Raw genomic sequence first — 20,082 nt, forward strand, 5'->3', positions numbered from 1 at the left:
GCACTACCATGGCCATCACTTCCAGCGATATCTGCAATGCCGCCGACGGGCTGTCCGGGTTCGTCGGCTTCAACCTCAAGACTGGCAAGTACATCGTGCGCTTCAGCGAGGACTCCTTCGGCATGGACGTGGCCGAGGACAGCATCCGCCCGGCCAGCGAGTTCGTCTGGGCGCCGAAGAACGGCGTGGTGATGACCCTGAGCCGCGAGTGCCTGCAGATACTCGCCGAGCAGAACATCCACGACCGCCTGAACCTCAACGAGTCGCTGCTCACGTACCTGCGTCGTACCGATCTGCCGGAGATCGCCGCCGAGCGCCGGCTGAAGTGATCACCACGTCCGGCGCCGGGCATTGAGAGGTGGCACAGGTCAACAGGTTGCGCAGGAGCGGACTCCATCCGCGATCGATGGCCGGCAACTCCGAGCCGACCAGTTCCACATCGCGGACAAAGTCCTTTCCTACGCGCGGGGATACACCCGCTAGTTGGCCAGATCCTTGCGCATCTGAGCGACGTCGCTGGCGGTGACTGGCGCCGCCGCATTCCCCCAGGTATTGCGCACGTAGGTCAGTACATCGGCAATGTTGTCGTCGCTGAGGTTCCAGGCGAACGACGGCATGGCCGGGGCCGTTGGTGCGGCGTCGGTGCTCCCGGCGCGGCTGCCGGCCAACACCACGCGGATCAGCGAGGTCGGGTCGTTGTTGTTGACCAGCGGCGCGGCCGCCAGCGCCGGGAACAGGTGCTTCACACCGGTACCATTGCTGACATGGCAGGCGGAGCAGCGGTCGGCGTAGATCGCCTTGCCTGCCACCATCGCTGCGTCGGTGGCTGCCACTGGCGCCGGTGATGCTTTGCCTGCGGCGCCATCCTTGAGGTACACCGCCACGGCCAGCAGGTCTTCCTCGCTCCAGTGCTGGGTAGAGTTCTCCACCGCTTCGGCCATGGGGCCGGAGGCGATGTCGAAACGGTTGGCGCCGGTTTTCAGGTACTGCACCAGGTCCTCGGTGCTCCACTGGCCGATGCCGCTGTGCGGGTTGGCGGTGATGTCCGGGGCGACCCAGCCCTGCAGGTTGGCGCCGGCGAGGAAGTGGCCGTTGTCGTCACCGCCAATCAGGTTCTTCGGCGTGTGGCAGGTGCCGCAATGGCCAAGGCCTTCCACCAGGTAGGCGCCCCGGTTCCATTGTGGCGACTTGTCCGCCGAGGGCACGAATTCGCCCTGGGTGAAGTTCAGCCAGTTCCAGCCGATCAGGCTGGTGCGCACGCTGAAGGGGAAGGGCAATTGGTTGGTTTCCACCGGGTTGTGCACCGGCTGCAGGGTCTGCAGGTAGGCCCAGAGCGCGAGGTTGTCCTCGCGACGCACCTTGGTATAGGCGGTGAACGGCATGGCGCCGTAGAGGCGCTTGCCGCCACGGCTATGCCCGGTGGACATCACGGCCTGGAAGTCGTCGAAGGTCCAGCGGCCCAGGCCAGTCTCGGGATCAGGGGTGATGTTGGCGCCCACCAGCTTGCCGAACGGTGTATCGATGGCCACGCCACCTGAGAAGGGCGCCTGGCCGGGCACGGTGTGGCACGCGGTGCAATCGCCGAGCACGGCCAGATAGCGGCCTTTCTCCACCAGGTTGTAGGAGTCCGCGCCCGTTCCCGCACTGGCTTGCTGCAGGTTCAGGCCCAGCAGGGCGAGGGCGCTGATGCGAAGGAGAGTCTTCATACGCTGATCATCTCCCCGGGGCGCTTGAGGTAAAGCCGGCGGATCGCATCGGCTGCCTTGAAGGCCAGTGCGCCGACGGTGCCGGTGGGGTTGTAGCCGGGGTTCTGGGGGAAGGCCGATGAGCCGACGACGAACAGGTTGGGCACGCCCCAGACCTGCAGGTGCTTGTTCACCGAACTGTTCTTCGGGTCGGCGCCCATGATGAAGCCGCCGACGATGTGCGAAGACTGGTAGGAGGTATTGGACCAGGGGCCTTTGCGCGGTGCCGGGACAATCTGCTGGGGGTTCATGCTGCGAGCGATCTCGGCCACCTTGTCGGTGCAGTACTGCGCCATCCGCAGGTCGTTTTCCGGGAAGTCGAAGGTGATGCGCAGCAACGGTCGGCCGTGAGGGTCGTTGTAGTTCGGGTCCAGCGAAAGGTAGTTGCTGCGGGTGGTGTAGCTGCTGGCTTCGCAACCGATGGACATGTTGCTCAGGTAGCTTTCTACCGTGGCCTTCTTCCACTTCGCGCCCCAGGCTGGCGTACCGGGCGGAACCGGGCGCGAGTCGATGGGCGCAGCGCCGATGGGGGTCACCCGCGTGCTGCCGCCGCCGACGAAGCCGAGCCCGGAGTGGTCGAAGTTGTCGTTGTTGAACTCGTCAATACCCATGCCGATGGCGCCGCCACCGATAAAGGGATTGAAGTTCTTGTCCTTGAAGAACAGCTTGACGCTGTTGGCCGTCTGGTAGGCGAAGTTGCGCCCGGTGGTGCCGGTGTTGGCGATCGGGTTGTAGGGCTCGCCGACGCCGGAAAGCAGCATCAGCCGCACGTTCTCGAAGATGAAGGCGGCGACCACCACGATGTCTGCCGGCTGCTCCCATTCTTCCCCGCTGGAATCGACGTAGACGATGCCGGTGGCGCGGCTGCCGGTGCTGTCCATCGTCACCTTGAGCACTTCGGAGTTGGTGCGGGCGCTGAAGTTGGGCTTGCGGATCAGCGCGGGCAGGACGTTGACGATGGCGCTCGCCTTGGAATAGTTGGCGCAGCCGTAGTTGGTGCAGAAACCGCAGAAGGTGCAGGGCCCCATGGTTACGCCGAGCTGGTTGGTGTAGCCCTGGGAGGCGAGTGCCGAGGGTACCGGGAAGGGCTTGTAGCCCAGATTGCGCGCAGCTTCGGCAAACAGCGTCGGCGCATAGGTCTGCGCGGTGGGCGGGTTGGGGTATTCGCGCGAGCGTGCGCCTTCAAAGGGATTACCACCCTCGACAATGCTGCCGTTGAGATTGCCGGCCTTGCCGGAAACGCCGGCCAGCCGCTCGAACGCATCGTAGTGCGGTTCCATTTCTTCCCAGGTGGTGCCCCAGTCCTGCAGGGTCAACTCGGCAGGCACTTCCTTGCCGTAGCGCTCCTTCAGGTGACTGGCCAGGCGGAACTCCTCGGGTTGGAAGCGGAAGGTGATGCCGGCCCAGTGGTTACCCGCGCCGCCGGTGCCGTTGCCGGGGTGGAAGGAACCCCACACACGCATCGGCAGTGCGGTTTCCGACTCCTTGTTGCGCATGGTGCAGGTGTTCTGCCGGGTGCGCAGCATCAGTTCCTGGCGGCGGTTGTAGCGCAGTTCGTCGGCGGCGGAGGCGAGGTTGAAGTCGCTGGCGGTGTCGCGCCAGGGGCCGCGTTCGAAGCCGATCACATCGAGGCCGGCGTCGGCCAGTTCGTGGGCGATGATCGAGCCCGCCCAGCCGAGCCCGACAACCACGACGTCGGTGGAAGGTAGTTTCTTGGCCATGGTGCGCTTAACCCTTCTTGGTCCAGGCGGAGCTGCCGATGATGGAGAGCGGGGTGAGATTCAGCTTCTGGTTGTGCAGCCCGATGTAGTCGCGGTAGTCGTAGCGCGCACCGGGGAAGCCGAGCATCTTCCACGACACCATGTCGCGGTTGCCGCCATAGATCGGGTCGGCGAAGAAGCCCTCCATGGTGTTGTCCAGCACCTGCTGGAAGAACGCCTTGGCGTCGATGCCCTCAAGGGTGATGGCGCCTTTTTCCAGGTCGGTGAGCACCTGGTCGCGCTGCTCGGGGGGCAGGGCGCTGAAAGGCTTCTGGAAGGTGGCCTGGCAATATTTTCCTAGCGCGGCCAGGCCGATGCGGTAGCGCTCGCGCGGCACCAGCGGCGACTGGTCGGCCTGGGCCGGCGTGCCCGGTGTGAAGGGGCCGGTCATGTACAGGCGGCCAAAGTCGCCGTAGTCGCTCATCAGCTGACGGTCGATAAACACCACGCAACCGGCGTCCTTGCCGCTGACGCTGAGGTCATCGGCGGGAATCAGCTGTTCGACGATGGCTTCCAGTTCCACGACCTCTTCGGCGGTGAAGAACTGCCAGCCGGGGCTGTCGTAATGCAGCGGGCCGTTGTGGTCGAAGGGCAGCCATTTCGGCGTGCCGATCACGGTGGCGGCCTGGCTGCTGGCGGCGGCGCCGACGGCGAGGGAGGCGGCGGACGACTTCAACAGCTGGCGCCGGGTGAAGCCCTTGGGGTGTTCGGTCATTTCGGCTCCTGCGGCAATACTCGTCCGCTCGTTGTCGAGGGGGCAGGGGACGTGTGTTGCCAGGTCAGTTCACGGTGGTCTGCACTCCCGGCGCGTGCCGGATGAGCGGAGCGAGGGTGCGAACTTGCCCACGTCGGGCGCTGGGCGAATCCGCCGGACGCTTTCCTTCGCCCAGGCGGAATCTGCGGTTCGTCTTTTCCACGCGCGTTTTTAGACTAGAGGCCGTAACAGAATGTTGCAGGAATTTTCGCGGTAAATGTTTATTGTGAAATTTGAGAGAATCCTTGAGCTAGAGCGGTTTTCCAGAGGCGAGGGGCTTGTAGGAGCGAGCTTGCTCGCGAACCGCTCACTGCGGGGATTGTTCGCGAGCAAGCTCGCTCCTACGAAACGCAGGGAGCCGCCAGGTCGGTTAGAGGAACATCCCGCCCGACGCCTCCACGCGTTGGCCGTTGATCCAGCGGCCGCCGTCGGAGAGCAGGGTGGCGATCACCGCGCCGATGTCGTCCGGCAGGCCGACGCGGCCCAGGGCGGTGTTGCTGGCGATCTGCTGGTTGAGCTGCGCGTTGTCGCGCACTACACCACCGCCGAAATCGGTCTCGATGGCGCCAGGGGCGAGGATGTTCACGGCGATGCCTCGCGCGCCCAGCTCCTTCGCCTGGTACCGGGTCAGCACTTCCATTGCGCCCTTCATCGCCGCGTAGGCGGCGTAGCCAGGCAGCGAGAAACGCGTCAGGCCGCTGGAGACATTGAGGATGCGGCCGCCATCGGCAATCAACGGCAGCAGCTTCTGGGTGAGGAAGAACGGGCCTTTGAGCTGGATGTTCATCAACTGGTCGAATTGCTCCTCGGTGGTCTCGGCGAAGCTGGCGTGGAGGCCGATGCCGGCGTTATTCACCAGGAAGTCGAAGTGCTGGCGGCCAAACGTCTCGCTCAGGGTGGCGCGGACCTGATCGGCGAAGGCACCGAAGCTGGCGCTGTCGGCCACGTCTAGCCGCAACATGATGGCGCGGCCACCGTGCTGCTCGATCTCGGCGGCGACGCTGCGGGCCTCGTCGGCCTGGCTGCGATAGGTGCCGATGATGTCGACGCCGGCAGCGGCGAGGTGCAGGGCGGCGTTGCGGCCAAGGCCACGGCTGGCGCCGGTGATGAGAGCGATCTTGCGGGTCATGGCGAAGCTCCTGTTCCTGATGGGAGAGCGGGGGGATTGAGGAAAAGCTTATTGTTCGATTGATTTGCGATAAACCGGCTAAATTCGGAAATACTGGTCGATGTAGCCGAACAGTTCCCGGCGAGTAACAGGCGAGCCCCCATGATCCGTCCCGACCTTCTGCGCACCTTCGTTCGCGTCACCGAGCTGGCCAGCTTCACCCAGGCCGGCGAGCAGCTCGGCCTGCCGCGCTCCACGGTTTCGGAACACATCCAGGCACTGGAGGAACTGCTCGGCACGCGCCTGCTGCAACGCACCACGCGCCGCGTCACCGCGACCCAGGACGGCCTGGTGCTGTACGAGCGCAGCAAGGACATGCTCGCTCAGCTCGACGAACTCCAGGGTCTGTTCCGCCAGGACGACGCAGCCCTGGGCGGCCGCCTGCGGGTGGACATGCCGACGGTGATGGCGCGCAAGCTGGTGATGCCGCGGCTGGGCGAATTCCTCGCCCGGCACCCGGCGCTGGAGCTGGAGGTGAGCTGCACCGACCGTCGTGTCGACCTGGTGCGCGAGGGTTTCGATTGTGTGGTGCGGGTCGGCGCGGTGAACGACCCGTCGGTGGTGGCGCGCACGCTCGGGCAGTTCCCGCAGGTGACTTGCGCCAGCCCGGCCTATCTCGCCGAACACGGTACGCCGCAGACCCTCGACGACCTCACCGGGCACCACCTGATCCACTACGTGACGGTGCTGGGCGCGCGGCCGCCGGGGTTCGAGTACCTGCACAACGGCGAAGTGCGCTATGTGTCGATGGGCGGGGCGTTGTCGGTGAACAATGCCGAGGCCTACGAAAGCGCAGCGATGGGCGGGCTGGGCATCATCCAGGTGCCTATCCATGGCGTGCTCGATGACCTGGAAGCGGGGCGGCTGGTGCCGGTGCTGGAGCACATCCCGCTGCCGCCCATGGAAATCTCCCTGCTCTACGCCCATCGCCGCCTGCCGCAGCGGGTACGCGCCTTCATGCAGTGGCTGACGCAACTGCTTGGCGAGCCCGGTGTGCTGGGCACGCCCCTGGCCGCGAAGGCTTAGCTGGCCCAGTCGGAATTCAGGATCACCTCGCAGAAGTTGCCGCGCGCGAAGCTTGGGTCCTTCATTTCCAGCACGTCGGCCTTGACGTTGCCGAAGGTGGTTTGCGGCTTGGTTTTGATACCGTCGTAGAAGGCCTGCAGGATGTCCTGCTTGAACTGCCCGCCGCGCGGGTGGGCGGCGACCACGGCGTCGCGCTGGGCGTCGGGGAACTGCTGGTAGGCGATGCCCAGCACGTCCATTTCCACTCCGGCGGTGACCAGGGCGATCTCCGGCTTCATGTGCTGCGGGATGCCGGGCGTGGTGTGCAGGGCGATGGCGGTCCACACCGTGTCGATATCGCTTTCGGCGATGCCATGGCTGCGCAGGAACTGTGCCGCGCAATCGGCGCCGTCCACTTCGAAACGTTCGCACTGGCTGCAATAGCGAGGCATCAGGCCCATGTCATGGAACATCGCACCGGCGTAGAGCAGCTCGGCATCGAACTTCAGTCCCTTGCGCGCGCCGGTCAGCGCGCCCCAGTAATAGACGCGGGAAGAGTGGTGGAAGAGCAGCGGGGTGGCGTTGTCACGGACCATCTCGGTGATGGCCTTGGCGAGGCTGCTGTCGGGAACTTTGACACCGTTCAGATCGAGGCTCATGGCGGGCTCCAGGGCTGGATTGGCAAGGCGCGGCGCAGGCTGCATCGCGGTTGCATCCATTGGAAATCCGCAGGCGGTCGGCGACAACGAGGGCAAGGGAGCGAATCCGGACAGCCGTCGTTCGTTTGCTGCCAAGGGGCAATCTCCAGGCGAGTCGGCCTTGATGCGTCTGACGGAAAACTTGTCGTTTTTCATCAAGAGTCGCCGCAGGCCTGCCCCTAGATTTGTCCTCGAACCGAGCTGCCGGCCCATGAGCCGGCCACGCCAGAAGAAGCCGAGGAGAGTCGAACATGTCGTCCATCGAGAGCCTGAAACTGCGTACTTCCATCGACGGCTGGGACCGCCAGGACCCGGAGCAGGCCTTCACCCTGCCGTCGCGCTATTTCTTCGACGAGGCGCTGTTCAAGGCCGAACGCGACAACATCTTCCTGCGCTCCTGGCACGTCGCCGGGCACCTGAGCGAGTTCGCCGACATCGGCCAGTACGTAGTCTGCGACCTGTTCGACCAGAGCATCGTTATCGCCCGCAGCCGCAGTGGGGACATCCGCGCCTTCCACAACGTCTGCCAGCATCGCGGCAACCGCCTGCTGGAGGAACGCCGCGGCAACACCGGGGGCATCGTGCGCTGCGCCTACCACTCCTGGTGCTACGAGATGGACGGCGCGCTGCGCAGTGCGCCGCGCTGCGAGCGGATCAAGAACTTCGACAAGGAAGAATTCGCCATCCCGCAGGTACGCCTGGAGGAACTGGGCGGCTTCCTCTACTTCAACCTCGACCCAAACGCGCCGTCGCTGGCCGAGCTGTTCCCCGGCGCGGACGAGGAGATGCACCGGGTATTCCCGAACCTCGCCGACATGCGCCTGATCGAGGAGGCCGACGTCATCGTCCCGGCAAACTGGAAGGTGATCATGGACAACTCCATCGAGGGCTATCACTTCAAGCTGTCCGGGCCGTGCCACATCGACCTGGCCAAGCTGATCGACTTCAAGGGCTACCGCCTGACCAAGCGCGACAACTGGTGGACCTACATCGCCCCGGCGAATCTTGAGGCCGGCGAAGCTTACGGCGTGAAACTGCGCAGCGACCTCAACCCCGACGAGTGCTTCTTCAACATCGGCATGTGGCCGAACAACACCTTCTACACCTTCCCGTTCTCCGAGTTCCTCGGCACCTTCATCATGATTCCGCTGGACGCCGAACGTTCGCTGCTGCGCTTCGGCTACTACTCGGCGAACGAGCAGACCGCCGAGGTGAGCAAGGCCTGCATGCGCTGGATGAACGAGGAGTTGGGGCCCGAAGACATCGCCCTGAACATCAGCGTGCAGAAGGGCCTGCACTCCATGGGCTACGACCAGGGCCGCTACATGATCGACGCCGAGCGCAGCAACGAGAGCGAGCACCTGGTGCATCACTTCCATCGCCTGGTGTTCCAGGGCATTCACGGCGCGCAGCTCTGAGGAATGGTCATGGACTACGACTACGTCATCGTCGGCGCGGGGTCGGCCGGCTGCGTGCTGGCCAACCGCCTGGGCGCCGATCCGGCCGTGCGCATCCTGCTGCTGGAAGCGGGCCCAGCGGACGAAAGCTGGACCATCGACATGCCCTCTGCGGTGGGTATCGTCGTCGGCGGCACGCGCTACAACTGGAGCTACAGCAGCGAGCCGGAGCCGTACCTGGATGGCCGCCGTATCGCCACGCCACGGGGGCGCACGCTGGGCGGGTCGTCGTCGATCAACGGCATGGTCTACATCCGTGGCCACGCCCGCGATTACAACGGCTGGGCCGCGCAGGGTTGCGAAGGCTGGGACTACCAGCGCGTGCTGCCGTATTTCATTCGCTCGGAAAACCACGCCAATGGCGCCGATGATTACCACGGCGCGGCGGGGCATCTGCATGTCACGCCGGGGGATATCGACACGCCGCTGTGCGCGGCGTTCGTCGCGGCCGGCGAAGAGGCCGGCTACGGGCGCAGCAGCGATCTCAACGGCCACCGCCAGGAAGGATTCGGCCCGGTGGACCGCACCACGCGCCAGGGGCGGCGCTGGAGCACGTCACGCGGGTACCTGAGCGAGGCGCTGGGGCGCGGCAATGTCACCGTCGCCACGGGGGCGTTGGCGCTGCGTGTGGTCTTCGAGGGTGATCGCGCGGTGGGCGTGGAGTACGAACAGAACGGCCAGGCACTGACCGCCCGCGCGAACCGCGAAGTGCTGCTGACCGCCGGGGCGATCAATTCGCCGCACCTGCTGTTGCTGTCCGGTATCGGCCCGGCGGATGAGCTGCGCCAGCTGGGCATCGCGGTCAAGCACGACCTGCCCGGTGTGGGCCGGCGGTTGAACGATCATCCGGATAGCGTCGTGCAATTCATGTGCAAGGCACCGGTGTCGATCTATCCCTGGACCCGCGCGCCGGGCAAGTGGTGGATCGGTGCACGCTGGTTCGTCAACCACGATGGGCTGGCGGCGAGCAATCATTTTGAGGCGGGTGCTTTCATCCGTTCGCGCGCCGGCGTCGAACATCCTGATCTGCAACTGACCTTCATGCCGCTGGCGGTGCAGCCGGGCAGCGTGGCGCCAGTGCCGGACCATGCCTTCCAGGTGCACATCGACCTGATGCGGCCCACCAGCCTGGGCAGCGTCACCCTGCGCAGCGCCGAGCCCCGGCAGGCACCGCGCATCCTCTTCAACTACCTGCAGACCGAGCAGGACCGCGCCGACATGCGCGCCGGCGCCCGTCTGGTGCGCGAGCTGATGCGCCAGCCGTCGATGCGCGGGCTGGCGGGCGAAGAGCTGACGCCCGGCCCGCTGGCCCACAGCGACGCCGAGCTGGACGCCTGGGCGCGGCGGGTGACGGAGACCGGCTACCACGCCAGTGGCACCTGCAAGATGGGGCCGGCGCATGACCCTGAGGCGGTGGTCGATCCGCAGCTGCGCGTGCATGGGCTGCTGGGGCTGCGGGTGGTGGACGCGTCGATCATGCCGAGCATCGTCAGCGGCAACACCAATGCGCCGACGGTGATGATCGCCGAGAAGGCCAGCGATATGATCCGGGGATTGCCGCCACTGCCGGCGGCCAATGTGCCGGTGTGGCTGCACCCGCAATGGCAGTCCCAACAACGCTGAGGAGAGTCGATGGCCAGTGTTGCACCACCTTCCCGGTTTCGCCGCGAGCCCTTGCGGGTGGGGCTGTTGCTGTTGCCGTCGTTTCCCGGCCTGGGGCTGGCGGCGGTGGTGGAGCCGCTGGCCATCGCCAACTGGCTGGGTGGCGAGGCGCTGTTCGAGTGGAAACTGCTGTCGCTGGACGGCGAGCCGGTCACAGCCAGCAATGGCCTGACCAGCGTGGTGCACGAGGCCATCGACCCGGAGCGCGGCTGGGATGCCTGTTTCGTCATCGCCAGCTTCGACGTGCACAAGCATGCGCGCAATCGCCCACTGAAAAGCTGGCTGCGTCGGCAGGCGGCGTTCGGCACCACGCTGGCGGGCATCGAGACCGGCACCGAACTGCTGGCCGCCGCCGGGGTGCTCGATGGCTTTCCAGCGGCGGTGCACTGGGACAACCTGCAAGGCTTTCAGGAGAGTTACCCGAAGGTCCAGGCCCGCGCGCAGCTCTATACCCTCGACCGCCAGCGCCTGACCTGCGCAGGAGCCAGCGCCATCCTCGACCTGATGCTGGGCTGGATCGCCCAGCGGGTGGACGCCGACCTGTCGCGGGAGATCGCCATGCATCTCCTGCTGGGGGAAACCCGCGAGCCTGGCGCGCACCAGTTGCAGGGCCGGCAGAGCGACGCCCACGCCCACGGCGGCAAGGTGCGACGCGCCATCGCGCTGATGGAGCAGGCGCTGGAGGAACCGCTGGAGTGCGACGCCATCGCCGAGCGTGTCGGCCTCTCGCGTCGCCAGCTGGAGCGGCAGTTCAAGCAGCACACGGGGTTGTCGCCGCTCAAGTACTACATCGTCCTGCGCCTGGGGCGTGCGCACAGCCTGCTGCAGCAGACGCGCCTGAGCGTGGCGCAGGTGGCGGCCAGCTCCGGCTTCGGTTCGCTGGAGCATTTCTCCCGCGCCTACCGCGCGCATTTCGGCTGCCCACCCAGCGAGGACCGCACCCAGACCTACACCGCACCGGTGATGCGTCAGCCGTTGGGGCGCGATAGCTGACGGCGTAGAGGCTTTCGTAGGAGCGGACTTCGTCCGCGATGCTCTCCGGCGCGAAGCGGGGCCAATCGCGGACGGAGTCCGCTCCTACGCAGGTCTGCAATCAGGAGCGTCAGCTTCGTAGGGCGAGTAACCCGGAACGGGTTATCGGCCCTACGTTCCTGCGCCGGTGATGCGCCAGCCGTTGGGGCGCGATAGCTGACGGCATAAAGCCTTTCGTAGGAGCGGACTTCGTCCGCGATGCTATCTGGCGCGAAGTGGGGCCAATCGCGGACGGAGTCCGCTCCTACGCAGGTCTGCAATCAGGAGCGTCAGCTTCTCGTAGGGGGCGTAATCCGGAACGGGTTATCCGCCCTACGTTCCTGCGCCGGTGATGCGCCAGCCACTGGGGCGTGATAGCTGACGGCGTAGAGGCTTTCGTAGGAGCGGACTTCGTCCGCGATGCTATCCGGCGCGAAGTGGGGCCAATCGCGGACGGAGTCCGCTCCTACGCCGGTCTGCAATCAGGGGCGTCAGCTTCTCGTGGGGCGAGTAACCCGGAACGGGTTATCCGCCAGTCACGGCGGGTAACGCCCGTGGCGATATCCGCCCAACGTTCCTGCGCCGGTGATGCGCCGGCCACTGGGGCGTGATAGCTGACGGCGTAGAGGCTTTCGTAGGAGCGAGCTTGCTCGCGAACAACTCCTCGGCAGCTCGGTGCCTCCGGCGGTTCGCGAGCAAGCTCGCTCCTACAGGTATTCGTCATTGCGCGAAGCCGGGTTCGCTCTCCATCAGCATCTCCCGCAGCGCGGAGAAATGCCGCTCGGCAAACCCCGGATACTCCAGCCACTGCCGCATGGTCTTGCGCGCCACCTCGTCGCTGGCGATGCGCAGCGGGCGGCCGCTGGCCAGGGCGGTAAGGTAGACCTCGCAGGCACGCTCGAAGTAGTACAGGTCATCGAAGGCCTGGGCCACGCTGGGTGCCGCGACCAGCACACCGTGGTTGCCCATCAGCAGGATCGGCTTGTCGCCCAGCAGGTGGCTGACGCGCTCGGCCTCGTCGCCCAGGCCCATGCCGTCGAAGCCTTCGTCGATGGCCACGCGTTCGAAGAAGCGCATGCTGTTCTGCTCGATGGGTGGCAGGCGTGAGTCAGCCAGGCAGGCGAGGGCAGTGGCGTACTTCGAGTGCACATGCAGGATGCAACGCGCCTGCGGGTTGTTGCGGTGCAGTGCGCCGTGCAGCGCCCAGGCGGTGATGTCCGGCGCATCCGGGCGATTGAGTGCCTCGGGGTCGTCCGCGTGCAGGCGCAGCAGGTCGCTGGCGCGCATCTGCGAGAAGTGTCGGCCGTAGGGGTTGATGAGGAAGTCGCGGCCATCGGCGGACAACGCCAGGCTGAAGTGGTTGGCGATGGCCTCGTGCAGGTTCAGGCGCGCGGTCCAGCGGAAGGCGCAGGCGAGGTCGATGCGGCCCTGGCGTTCCAGGCCGGTGTCGAGGGTGCGGCTGGCAAGCGTTGGCATGGCGGCTCCGGGTTCGATACCCGTGCCGGGCTGGCCGGGTCTGGTGTCCCAGTCTAGGGCCGCGCCGCCGCCACACTTGATGCAGAACGACCGGGCGTGCCGCTCGGCCGGTCGTCGAATGCGTTGCCAGCCCTAGACGAACTGCGCCGCCGCGTAGCCCGAGGCCCAGGCCCACTGGAAGTTGAAGCCGCCCAGGTGGCCGGTGACGTCCAGCACTTCGCCGACGAAGTACAGGCCGGGGGATTTCAGCGACTCCAGGGTCTTGGAGGACACCTCGCGGGTATCCACGCCGCCCAGGGTGACTTCCGCCGTACGATAGCCTTCGGTGCCGGCCGGTACCAGCTGCCAGTCGCCCAGGCGCTCGGCGATCGCCTTCAGCTCGCCGGGCGTGTACTGCTTCATGGGCTTGGAGACAAACCACTGCTCGGCCAGCAGACCGGCCATCTTCTTGGTGAACAGCTCGCCCAGCAGCGTCTTCAGCTCACTGTTGGGGCGCTCGCGCTGCTGTTCGACGAGCCAGACGGGCAGGTCCACGCGCGGCAGCAGGTCGATGCTGATGGTGTCGCCAGGCTGCCAGTACGAGGAGATCTGCAGGATCGCCGGGCCGCTAAGGCCGCGGTGGGTGAACAGGATGTTCTCGACGAAGCTCTGGCCGTTGCAGCTGACCCGGCAGTCTTCTACCGAGGTGCCGGAAAGCTCGGTGCACAGCGCCTTGAGCTGCGGGTCAGTGATGGTGAAGGGCACCAGGCCGGCGCGGGTCGGCAGCACGCTGTGGCCGAACTGGCGGGCGACCTGGTAGCCGAAGCCGGTGGCGCCCAGGGTCGGGATGGACAGGCCGCCGGTGGCGATCACCAGGGATTGGCAACGGACAAGCCCGAGGCTGGTCTGCAACTGGTAGCCGCCTTCGTCGAGACGGGCGATCTCGCTCACCGAGGTATCCAGACGCAGGTCGACGCCGGCCTGCTCGCACTCGTCCAGCAACAGGCCGAGGATGTCGCTGGATTTGTTATCGCAGAACAGCTGGCCGAGCTTCTTCTCGTGGTAGGGCACGCCGTGCTTGGCCACCAGGGCGATGAAGTCCCACTGGGTGAAACGCGCCAACGCCGACTTGCAGAAATGCGGGTTCTGCGAGAGGAAGTTGACCGGCTCGCAGTACATGTTGGTGAAGTTGCAGCGCCCGCCACCGGACATGAGGATCTTCTTGCCGGCCTTATTGGCGTGGTCGATCAAGAGGACCTGGCGACCGCGCGCGGCGGCGCTCATGGCGCACATCAGTCCCGCGGCGCCGGCGCCGATGATGATGACCTGGGAGGTGAGCACGGTGGTTTCCTTGTAGTACGGGTTGGCTGACGCTGGAGGCGGCGCATCTTACCCGAAGCTCGGGCCTGCGCTCGACCATGCGTCGATTGCACATCTGCCGTGAGAGCAGGCTTCCCGACCGGCGCCGGGTACATCGGGATATCCCCGCGGCGCTTTTGTCCGGATAATGCCGGCCAGTTCGCTTTCTACTTTTTCGTGGTAATGCCCGCATGGAAATCAAGGTCAATTTTCTCGACAACCTCCGACTCGAAGCCAAGTTCGACGACTTCACGGTGATTGCCGACCAGCCCATTCGCTACAAGGGCGATGGCTCGGCTCCCGGTCCGTTCGACTACTTCCTGGCTTCCTCGGCACTGTGCGCGGCTTACTTCGTCAAGCTCTACTGCCAGACCCGCGACATCCCCACCGACAATATCCGCCTGTCGCAGAACAACATCGTCGACCCGGAAAACCGCTACAAGCAGATCTTCAAGATCCAGGTGGAACTGCCGGCGGACATCTCCGAGAAGGACCGCCAGGGCATCCTGCGTTCCATCGACCGCTGCACGGTGAAAAAGGTGGTGCAGACCGGCCCGGACTTCGTCATCGAGGAAGTGGAGAACCTCGACGCCGACGCCCAGGCGCTGCTGATGCCGAGCACCGACGCCGGCGCCAGCACCTATATCCAGGGCAAGGACCTGCCGCTGGAGCAAACCATCGCCAACATGTCGGAAATCCTCGCCGGCCTGGGGATGAAGATCGAGATCGCCTCCTGGCGCAACATCGTGCCCAACGTCTGGTCGCTGCACATCCGCGATGCGCAGTCGCCGATGTGCTTCACCAACGGCAAGGGCGCCACCAAGGAAAGCGCGCTGGCCTCGGCGCTGGGCGAGTTCATCGAGCGGCTGAACTGCAACTTCTTCTACAACGACCAGTACTGGGGCGAGGAAATCGCCAACGCGCCGTTCGTGCATTACCCCGACGAGCGCTGGTTCAAGCCCGGTGCCAAGGATGCACTGCCGGAGGAAATCCTCGACGAGTACTGCCTTGAGGTCTACAACCCGGGCGGCGAGCTGCGCGGCTCACACCTCTACGACACCAACTCGGGCAACACCGAGCGCGGCATCTGCTCGCTGCCGTTCGTGCGCCAGTCCGACGGCGAGACGGTTTACTTCCCGTCCAACCTGATCGAGAACCTCTACCTCTCCAACGGCATGAGCGCCGGCAATACCCTGGCCGAGGCGCAGGTGCAGTGCCTGTCGGAAATCTTCGAGCGCGCGGTGAAGCGCGAAATCCTCGAAGGCGAACTGGCGCTGCCGGATGTGCCGCAGGAGGTGCTGGCGAAGTACCCAGGCATCCTCGCCGGCATCAAGGGCCTGGAAGAACAGGGCTTCCCGGTGCTGGTCAAGGATGCATCCCTGGGCGGTGAATTCCCGGTGATGTGCGTGACCCTGATGAACCCGCGCACCGGCGGCGTGTTCGCTTCCTTCGGCGCCCACCCCAGCCTGGAAGTGGCGCTGGAGCGCAGCCTCACCGAACTGCTCCAGGGCCGCAGCTTCGAGGGCTTGAACGACCTGCCGCGGCCGACCTTCGAAAGCCAGGCGGTGACCGAGCCGAACAACTTCGTCGAGCACTTCATCGACTCCAGCGGCGTGGTGTCGTGGCGCTTCTTCAGCGCCAAGGCCGATTTCGAGTTCGTCGAGTGGGACTTCTCCGGCCATGGCGACGACTCCAACGTGCAGGAAGCGCAGACCCTGTTCGGCATCCTCGAAGAGCAGGGCAAGGAAGTCTACATGGCCGTTTACGAGCACCTGGGCGCCACGGCGTGCCGCATCCTGGTGCCGGGTTACTCGGAAATCTACCCGGTGGAAGACCTCATCTGGGACAACACCAACAAGGCGCTGGCGTTCCGCGCGGACATCCTCAACCTGCACAGCCTCAACATCGTTCGCCTCAAGTCGCTGCTCAAGCGCCTGGAGAGCTGCGAGGTGGACGACTACACCGACATCACCACGCTGATCGGCATCGAGTTCGACGACAACACGGTCTGGGGCCAGTTGACCATTCTCGAACTCAAGCTGCTGATCAACCTGGCTGTGAAGCGTTTCGAGAATGCCAAGGAACTGGTGGAGATGTTCCTCCAGTACAACGACAACACCGTCGAACGCGGGCTGTTTTACCAGGCGCTCAACGCGGCGCTGGAAGTGCACCTGGACGAAGAGCTGGAGATGGCCGACTTCGAGGCCAATTTCCGTCGCATGTTCGGCAACGAGCGCATGGACGCGGTGCTCGGCTCGCTGGACGGCAGCGTGCGCTTCTACGGCCTGACGCCCACCAGCCTGAAGCTGGAAGGCCTCGACAAGCACCTGCGCCTGATCGAGAGCTACAAGAAGCTGCACCAGGCACGGGCCAGGGCAGTGGCGGGCCGCTGATCCGGCGGGGTATTCAGCTGGCTCGCTGCCGGAGGGAAGATCGAGCGGTACCTGCAGGATGGCGTGGAGCGCAGCGATAGCTATCGACTCCGGAGCACGTACAACGCACGACGTTCTCTTCTGAATGTCGTGCACGGGATTCCCCTCTCCCTAACCCTCTCCCTGAAGGGAGAGGGGACCGTCTGGCGCGCTTTGGCAGTACCGCTGCTCGCCGGCTGACTGTGAGTCCACCTCTTGCGCCGATCAGCTCCCTAACCCTCTCCCTGAAGGGAGAGGGGACCGTCTGGCGCGGTTTGGCAATACCGCTGCTCGCCGGCTGACTGTGAGTCCACCTCTTGCGCCGATCAGCTCCCTAACCCTCTCCCTGAAGGGAGAGGGGACCGTCTGGCGCGCTCTGGCAGCACCGCACTCGCCGGCTGACTGTTGAGTCCACCTCTATGCGCAGAGCACTCCCTCTCCCTTCAGGGAGAGGGCGGGGGAGAGGGGCGCGAGCACAGCGCAGGACTTCACAGTGAGGCAAAACGTCGAATTGCTGGCGGCGACTAATCTGATTCCGCGCTCCGCATGCCGCTCGACCGGTCGTCCGGTGAGGCGCGAAAGTCCGCCTAGACTTGTCGATTCCGTCGTCGCCCAGGCGACCAAGCTGCATGCCGGTCAAGCCGACCGCGCGAGAATCAGGAGATTCACCATGTCCAGCCTGCAACGCGTCACTCCCTGCCTGTGGTTCGACGGCAAGGCCGAGGAAGCGGCCGAGTTCTACACCGGGATATTCCCCAACTCACGGATCGTGCAGACCGCCTATTACCCCGAGGCCGAGAAGGACCGCCATGGCGGCGTGCCCGGCTCGGTGCTAACGGTGGAGTTCGTGCTGGACGGCCAGACCTTCATTGCCCTCAACGGCGGCCCGGCGTTCAACTTCACCGAGGCGCTGTCGCTGCAAGTGATGTGCGACAGCCAGAAAGAGATCGACCACTTCTGGGACAAGCTGGGCGCTGGCGGGCCGGTGGAGTCACAGATCTGCGGCTGGCTGAAGGATCGCTACGGGGTGTCCTGGCAGATCTGCCCGCGGCATGTCGGCGACATGGTCGCCGACCCGGACAAGGCCAAGGCCAGCCGCACGCTGCAGGCGGTAATGGGTATGAAGAAGCTGGACATGGCCGCCATCGAGCGCGCCCACGCCGGCAACTGAGGTCGGAAGCCGAAAGAGGAGGGCGCACGGCATGTTCAGCCATATCACCGTTGGCACCAACGACCTGCCGCGCGCCATCGAGTTCTACAGCAAGGTGCTGGGTGCGCTGGGGATCGTCCTCAAGGCGCATCGCCATGCGCCGGAGCGGGCGATCTTTGCCCATCCGGATAGCGACGTGGTGTTCTGCGTCTACGAGCCCATCGACGGTGAACCGGCCAGCGTCGGCAACGGCAGCCTGGTTGCCTTCGAGGCGCGTACGCGGCATCAGGTGGACAGCTTCCATGCCCGTGCCCTGCAACTGGGTGGCGTCGAAGAAGGCGCGCCGGGCCTGCGCCTGAACTACTCGCCCAGCTACTACGGCGCCTATGTGCGCGACCTGGATGGCAACAAGCTGTGCTGCGTCTGTCATCTGGAAGAGTGAGACGCGCGCTAGGGCGCTACACTGCGCCTTTGCCCTTGTTTCAACGAGAACGCCCCATGACTGCCAGCACCTTCGCACCGCTGCTATCCGTGGCCCTGCTGTGGACCGTGGCGGTGATTACGCCCGGCCCGAACTTCTTCACCACCGCGCGCATCGCCGCCGTGCATTCGCGCCGCCATGGCTTGATCGCCGCGCTGGGTGTGGCCAGTGGCACGGTCATCTGGGGCCTGGCTGGCGGTCTCGGCATCAAGTCGCTGTTCAATGCCGCGCCCTCGCTGTACCTGCTGTTGAAGCTGGCCGGTGGCGCCTACCTGATCTACCTCGGCATCAAACTGATCAAGCGCAAGGCGCCAGCGGACGGTGGCGAAAGCCTTGCCGAGGTGGCGCGACAGCGCAGCGCCTTTTCCGCCTTCCGTCTCGGCCTGCTGGGCAATCTCACCAACCCCAAGACGGCACTCTTCGTTGCCACCCTGTTCGCCACCGCCATGCCCGCCTCGCCCTCGGCACCCTTGCTGGCCATGGCTATCGCGCTGATGGTGACGCTCTCGTTCAGCTGGTACTGCTGTGTGGTGCTGGTGTTCGCCAGCGAGCGCATGGCCGGGGTCTACCGGCGGTTCCGCCAGGCGCTGGATCGCTTCGCCGGCTGCTGCTACCTGCTGTTCGGCGCGCGGATGGTGGCGACACACTGACGCTCGTCCACGTCAGAAAATTCGAACCTGCCAGCGCAGCGGCTCGTCCAAGTCCCTGAGCGTCGCAGTCAACCGGCACGCACCGATTGCCCGTCTGCGGCACCGCCAAGCGGCGAGGGTGCGCTCGCCGGACAGGGAGAATCTGCGATGGTCACTCACTACAAGGTCAAAGGTCATCTGGCCTGCGGGCACGCGGGCAAGCACCTGGAGTCCACCAGCGAACTGAACCGGGTGAAATGCCGGAGCTGCCGCAACACCGAGGTCTACAAGGAGGCGCGCCGCGACGCGCGTAACGCTGCGCGCCGAGCTCAACGTAAGGCCCGCGCCGAGGCGGTACACAATGATTGGCGCAGCTTCTGGGAAAAGCGCCTGGTTGCCATGCCGGGCAGCCAGCGCCTGCCGCGTGGGTTCCACGACCAGCCGTTTGTCTGAGCCGGGCGTTAGGGAGGCAGAGGGTAGGGCGGTCGGGGCAACGGTCATCCCCTGGGATGTCGGTGCCAGTGCCTTCCCTCATCCCAGCCCTTTCCCTGGGGATAGGGGCAGATCGTGCCGGCTGATGCTTGGATGTCTGCCTGCATCGCACGGCCCCCTCTCCCGCTTGCGGGAGAGGGCTGGGGTGAGGGGCACTTGATCTGGGCGGAACGGATGCATGCCCGAGTAAACCACTCGGGAAAGTCGTGCTAGCATCTGCTCCGGCCCCGAATCCTCCTGCGGCGCTGGCAACCCGCCAGCGCCGCCATCCCTCACAGAAGGACCCAAGCAATGGCTCAAGTCACCCTCAAGGGCAACCCGGTTTCCGTCGACGGCAAGCTGCCGCAGAAAGGCGAGCAGGCTCCGGCCCTGTCGCTGGTCGCCGGCAACCTGTCCGACGTCACCCTGGAAACCTACGCTGGCAAGCGCAAGGTGCTGAACATCTTCCCCAGCGTCGACACCCCGACCTGCGCCACCTCCGTGCGCAAGTTCAACGCCGAGGCGAGCAAGCTGGCCAACACCGTGGTGCTGTGCATCTCCGCTGACCTGCCGTTCGCCCAGGCGCGCTTCTGCGGCGCCGAAGGCCTGGAGAACGTGGTGAACCTGTCCACCCTGCGTGGCCGCGAGTTCCTCGCCAACTACGGCGTGGCGATCGCCGACGGCCCGCTGGCTGGCCTGGCCGCCCGCGCTGTCGTGGTGTTGGACGAGCAGAACAAGGTGCTGCACAGCGAGCTGGTCGGTGAAATCGCCGACGAGCCGAACTACGCTGCCGCCATCGCCGCCCTGGCCTGATGACGCTGCTGCTTTCGTGAGAAAGCCGGGCCGACCCGCCAGGGTCGGTCCGC

18 protein-coding genes are annotated in these 20,082 nt (G+C 65.5%); 11 read left to right on the forward strand and 7 right to left on the reverse strand.

Translation table 11 applies throughout. The features are described 5' to 3' along the window. Positions 1-8: 8 nt before the first annotated feature. A complete protein-coding gene (locus tag ACNFH5_RS14935; RefSeq protein WP_416747111.1) occupies positions 9-329 on the forward strand; it encodes a DUF2025 family protein in 321 nt (106 codons plus the stop codon). A 150-nt stretch (positions 330-479) separates the two neighbouring features. On the opposite strand, the gene ACNFH5_RS14940 is transcribed toward ACNFH5_RS14935, so the two are convergent. The 4 genes from ACNFH5_RS14940 to ACNFH5_RS14955 form a co-directional block, all read right to left on the reverse strand. Further along, complete coding sequence (locus ACNFH5_RS14940; RefSeq protein WP_416747113.1) at positions 480-1,706, reverse strand: c-type cytochrome; 1,227 nt, start codon at positions 1,704-1,706, stop codon at positions 480-482. Beyond that, on the reverse strand, positions 1,703-3,466 hold the full coding sequence (locus ACNFH5_RS14945) for a GMC family oxidoreductase (protein WP_416747115.1): 1,764 nt from the start codon (positions 3,464-3,466) through the stop codon (positions 1,703-1,705). Before ACNFH5_RS14945 ends, ACNFH5_RS14940 begins: the two co-directional genes overlap by 4 nt. A gap of 7 nt (positions 3,467-3,473) precedes the next feature. Continuing rightward, the gene (locus ACNFH5_RS14950) at positions 3,474-4,220 is read right to left on the reverse strand and encodes a gluconate 2-dehydrogenase subunit 3 family protein (RefSeq protein WP_416747117.1); all 747 of its coding nucleotides are present in this window, start codon (positions 4,218-4,220) and stop codon (positions 3,474-3,476) included. Positions 4,221-4,629: 409 nt separating this feature from the next. After that, complete coding sequence (locus ACNFH5_RS14955; protein ID WP_416747119.1) at positions 4,630-5,388, reverse strand: SDR family NAD(P)-dependent oxidoreductase; 759 nt, start codon at positions 5,386-5,388, stop codon at positions 4,630-4,632. 141 nt (positions 5,389-5,529) lie between these two features. Here ACNFH5_RS14955 and ACNFH5_RS14960 point away from each other — a divergent pair, with 141 nt between their 5' ends. Beyond that, entirely contained in the window at positions 5,530-6,453 is a 924-nt protein-coding gene (locus ACNFH5_RS14960) for a LysR family transcriptional regulator (RefSeq protein WP_416747121.1), read from the forward strand. Here the strand turns inward: ACNFH5_RS14960 and ACNFH5_RS14965 are convergent. Beyond that, positions 6,450-7,091, reverse strand: coding sequence for an HD domain-containing protein (locus tag ACNFH5_RS14965; protein ID WP_416747123.1), 642 nt, complete (start codon positions 7,089-7,091; stop codon positions 6,450-6,452). The genes ACNFH5_RS14960 and ACNFH5_RS14965 overlap by 4 nt on opposite strands. 290 nt (positions 7,092-7,381) lie before the next feature. On the opposite strand from ACNFH5_RS14965, the gene ACNFH5_RS14970 reads away from it, so the two are divergent. Genes ACNFH5_RS14970 through ACNFH5_RS14980 form a run of 3 tightly spaced genes read left to right on the forward strand, consistent with a single transcriptional unit; the run spans position 7,382 to position 11,242 of the window. Then, a complete protein-coding gene (locus ACNFH5_RS14970) occupies positions 7,382-8,548 on the forward strand; it encodes an aromatic ring-hydroxylating oxygenase subunit alpha (RefSeq protein ID WP_416747125.1) in 1,167 nt (388 codons plus the stop codon). Positions 8,549-8,551: 3 nt separating this feature from the next. Beyond that, complete coding sequence (locus ACNFH5_RS14975; RefSeq protein ID WP_416747128.1) at positions 8,552-10,210, forward strand: choline dehydrogenase; 1,659 nt, start codon at positions 8,552-8,554, stop codon at positions 10,208-10,210. Between the two features lie 9 nt (positions 10,211-10,219). Further along, positions 10,220-11,242, forward strand: a complete 1,023-nt coding sequence (locus ACNFH5_RS14980; RefSeq protein ID WP_416747130.1) for a GlxA family transcriptional regulator — start codon at positions 10,220-10,222, stop codon at positions 11,240-11,242. A 738-nt stretch (positions 11,243-11,980) separates the two neighbouring features. On the opposite strand, the gene ACNFH5_RS14985 is transcribed toward ACNFH5_RS14980, so the two are convergent. Then, positions 11,981-12,736, reverse strand: a complete 756-nt coding sequence (locus ACNFH5_RS14985; RefSeq protein WP_416747132.1) for a class II aldolase and adducin N-terminal domain-containing protein — start codon at positions 12,734-12,736, stop codon at positions 11,981-11,983. A 132-nt stretch (positions 12,737-12,868) separates the two neighbouring features. Continuing rightward, positions 12,869-14,056, reverse strand: coding sequence for an NAD(P)/FAD-dependent oxidoreductase (locus tag ACNFH5_RS14990; protein ID WP_416747133.1), 1,188 nt, complete (start codon positions 14,054-14,056; stop codon positions 12,869-12,871). A gap of 209 nt (positions 14,057-14,265) precedes the next feature. On the opposite strand from ACNFH5_RS14990, the gene ACNFH5_RS14995 reads away from it, so the two are divergent. The 6 genes from ACNFH5_RS14995 (at position 14,266) to tpx (ending at position 20,029) form a co-directional block, all read left to right on the forward strand. Continuing rightward, positions 14,266-16,467, forward strand: a complete 2,202-nt coding sequence (locus ACNFH5_RS14995; RefSeq protein WP_416747136.1) for an OsmC domain/YcaO domain-containing protein — start codon at positions 14,266-14,268, stop codon at positions 16,465-16,467. Positions 16,468-17,155: 688 nt separating this feature from the next. After that, positions 17,156-17,656, forward strand: a complete 501-nt coding sequence (locus tag ACNFH5_RS15000) for a VOC family protein (protein WP_416747138.1) — start codon at positions 17,156-17,158, stop codon at positions 17,654-17,656. Between the two features lie 31 nt (positions 17,657-17,687). After that, a complete protein-coding gene (locus tag ACNFH5_RS15005; protein ID WP_416747140.1) occupies positions 17,688-18,077 on the forward strand; it encodes a VOC family protein in 390 nt (129 codons plus the stop codon). A 56-nt stretch (positions 18,078-18,133) separates the two neighbouring features. Further along, positions 18,134-18,766 carry a LysE family translocator gene (locus ACNFH5_RS15010; protein ID WP_416747142.1) on the forward strand — a complete coding sequence of 211 codons (633 nt, stop codon included), beginning with the start codon at positions 18,134-18,136 and terminating at the stop codon, positions 18,764-18,766. A 147-nt stretch (positions 18,767-18,913) separates the two neighbouring features. Then, positions 18,914-19,198, forward strand: a complete 285-nt coding sequence (locus tag ACNFH5_RS15015) for a hypothetical protein (RefSeq protein WP_416747144.1) — start codon at positions 18,914-18,916, stop codon at positions 19,196-19,198. Between the two features lie 330 nt (positions 19,199-19,528). Next, complete coding sequence (gene tpx, locus ACNFH5_RS15020; RefSeq protein ID WP_024762304.1) at positions 19,529-20,029, forward strand: thiol peroxidase; 501 nt, start codon at positions 19,529-19,531, stop codon at positions 20,027-20,029. The last annotated feature ends 53 nt before the right edge of the window (positions 20,030-20,082 follow it).

Origin of the sequence: Pseudomonas sp. NY15435, assembly GCF_048068295.1 — a bacterium.
Lineage (GTDB): Bacteria > Pseudomonadota > Gammaproteobacteria > Pseudomonadales > Pseudomonadaceae > Pseudomonas.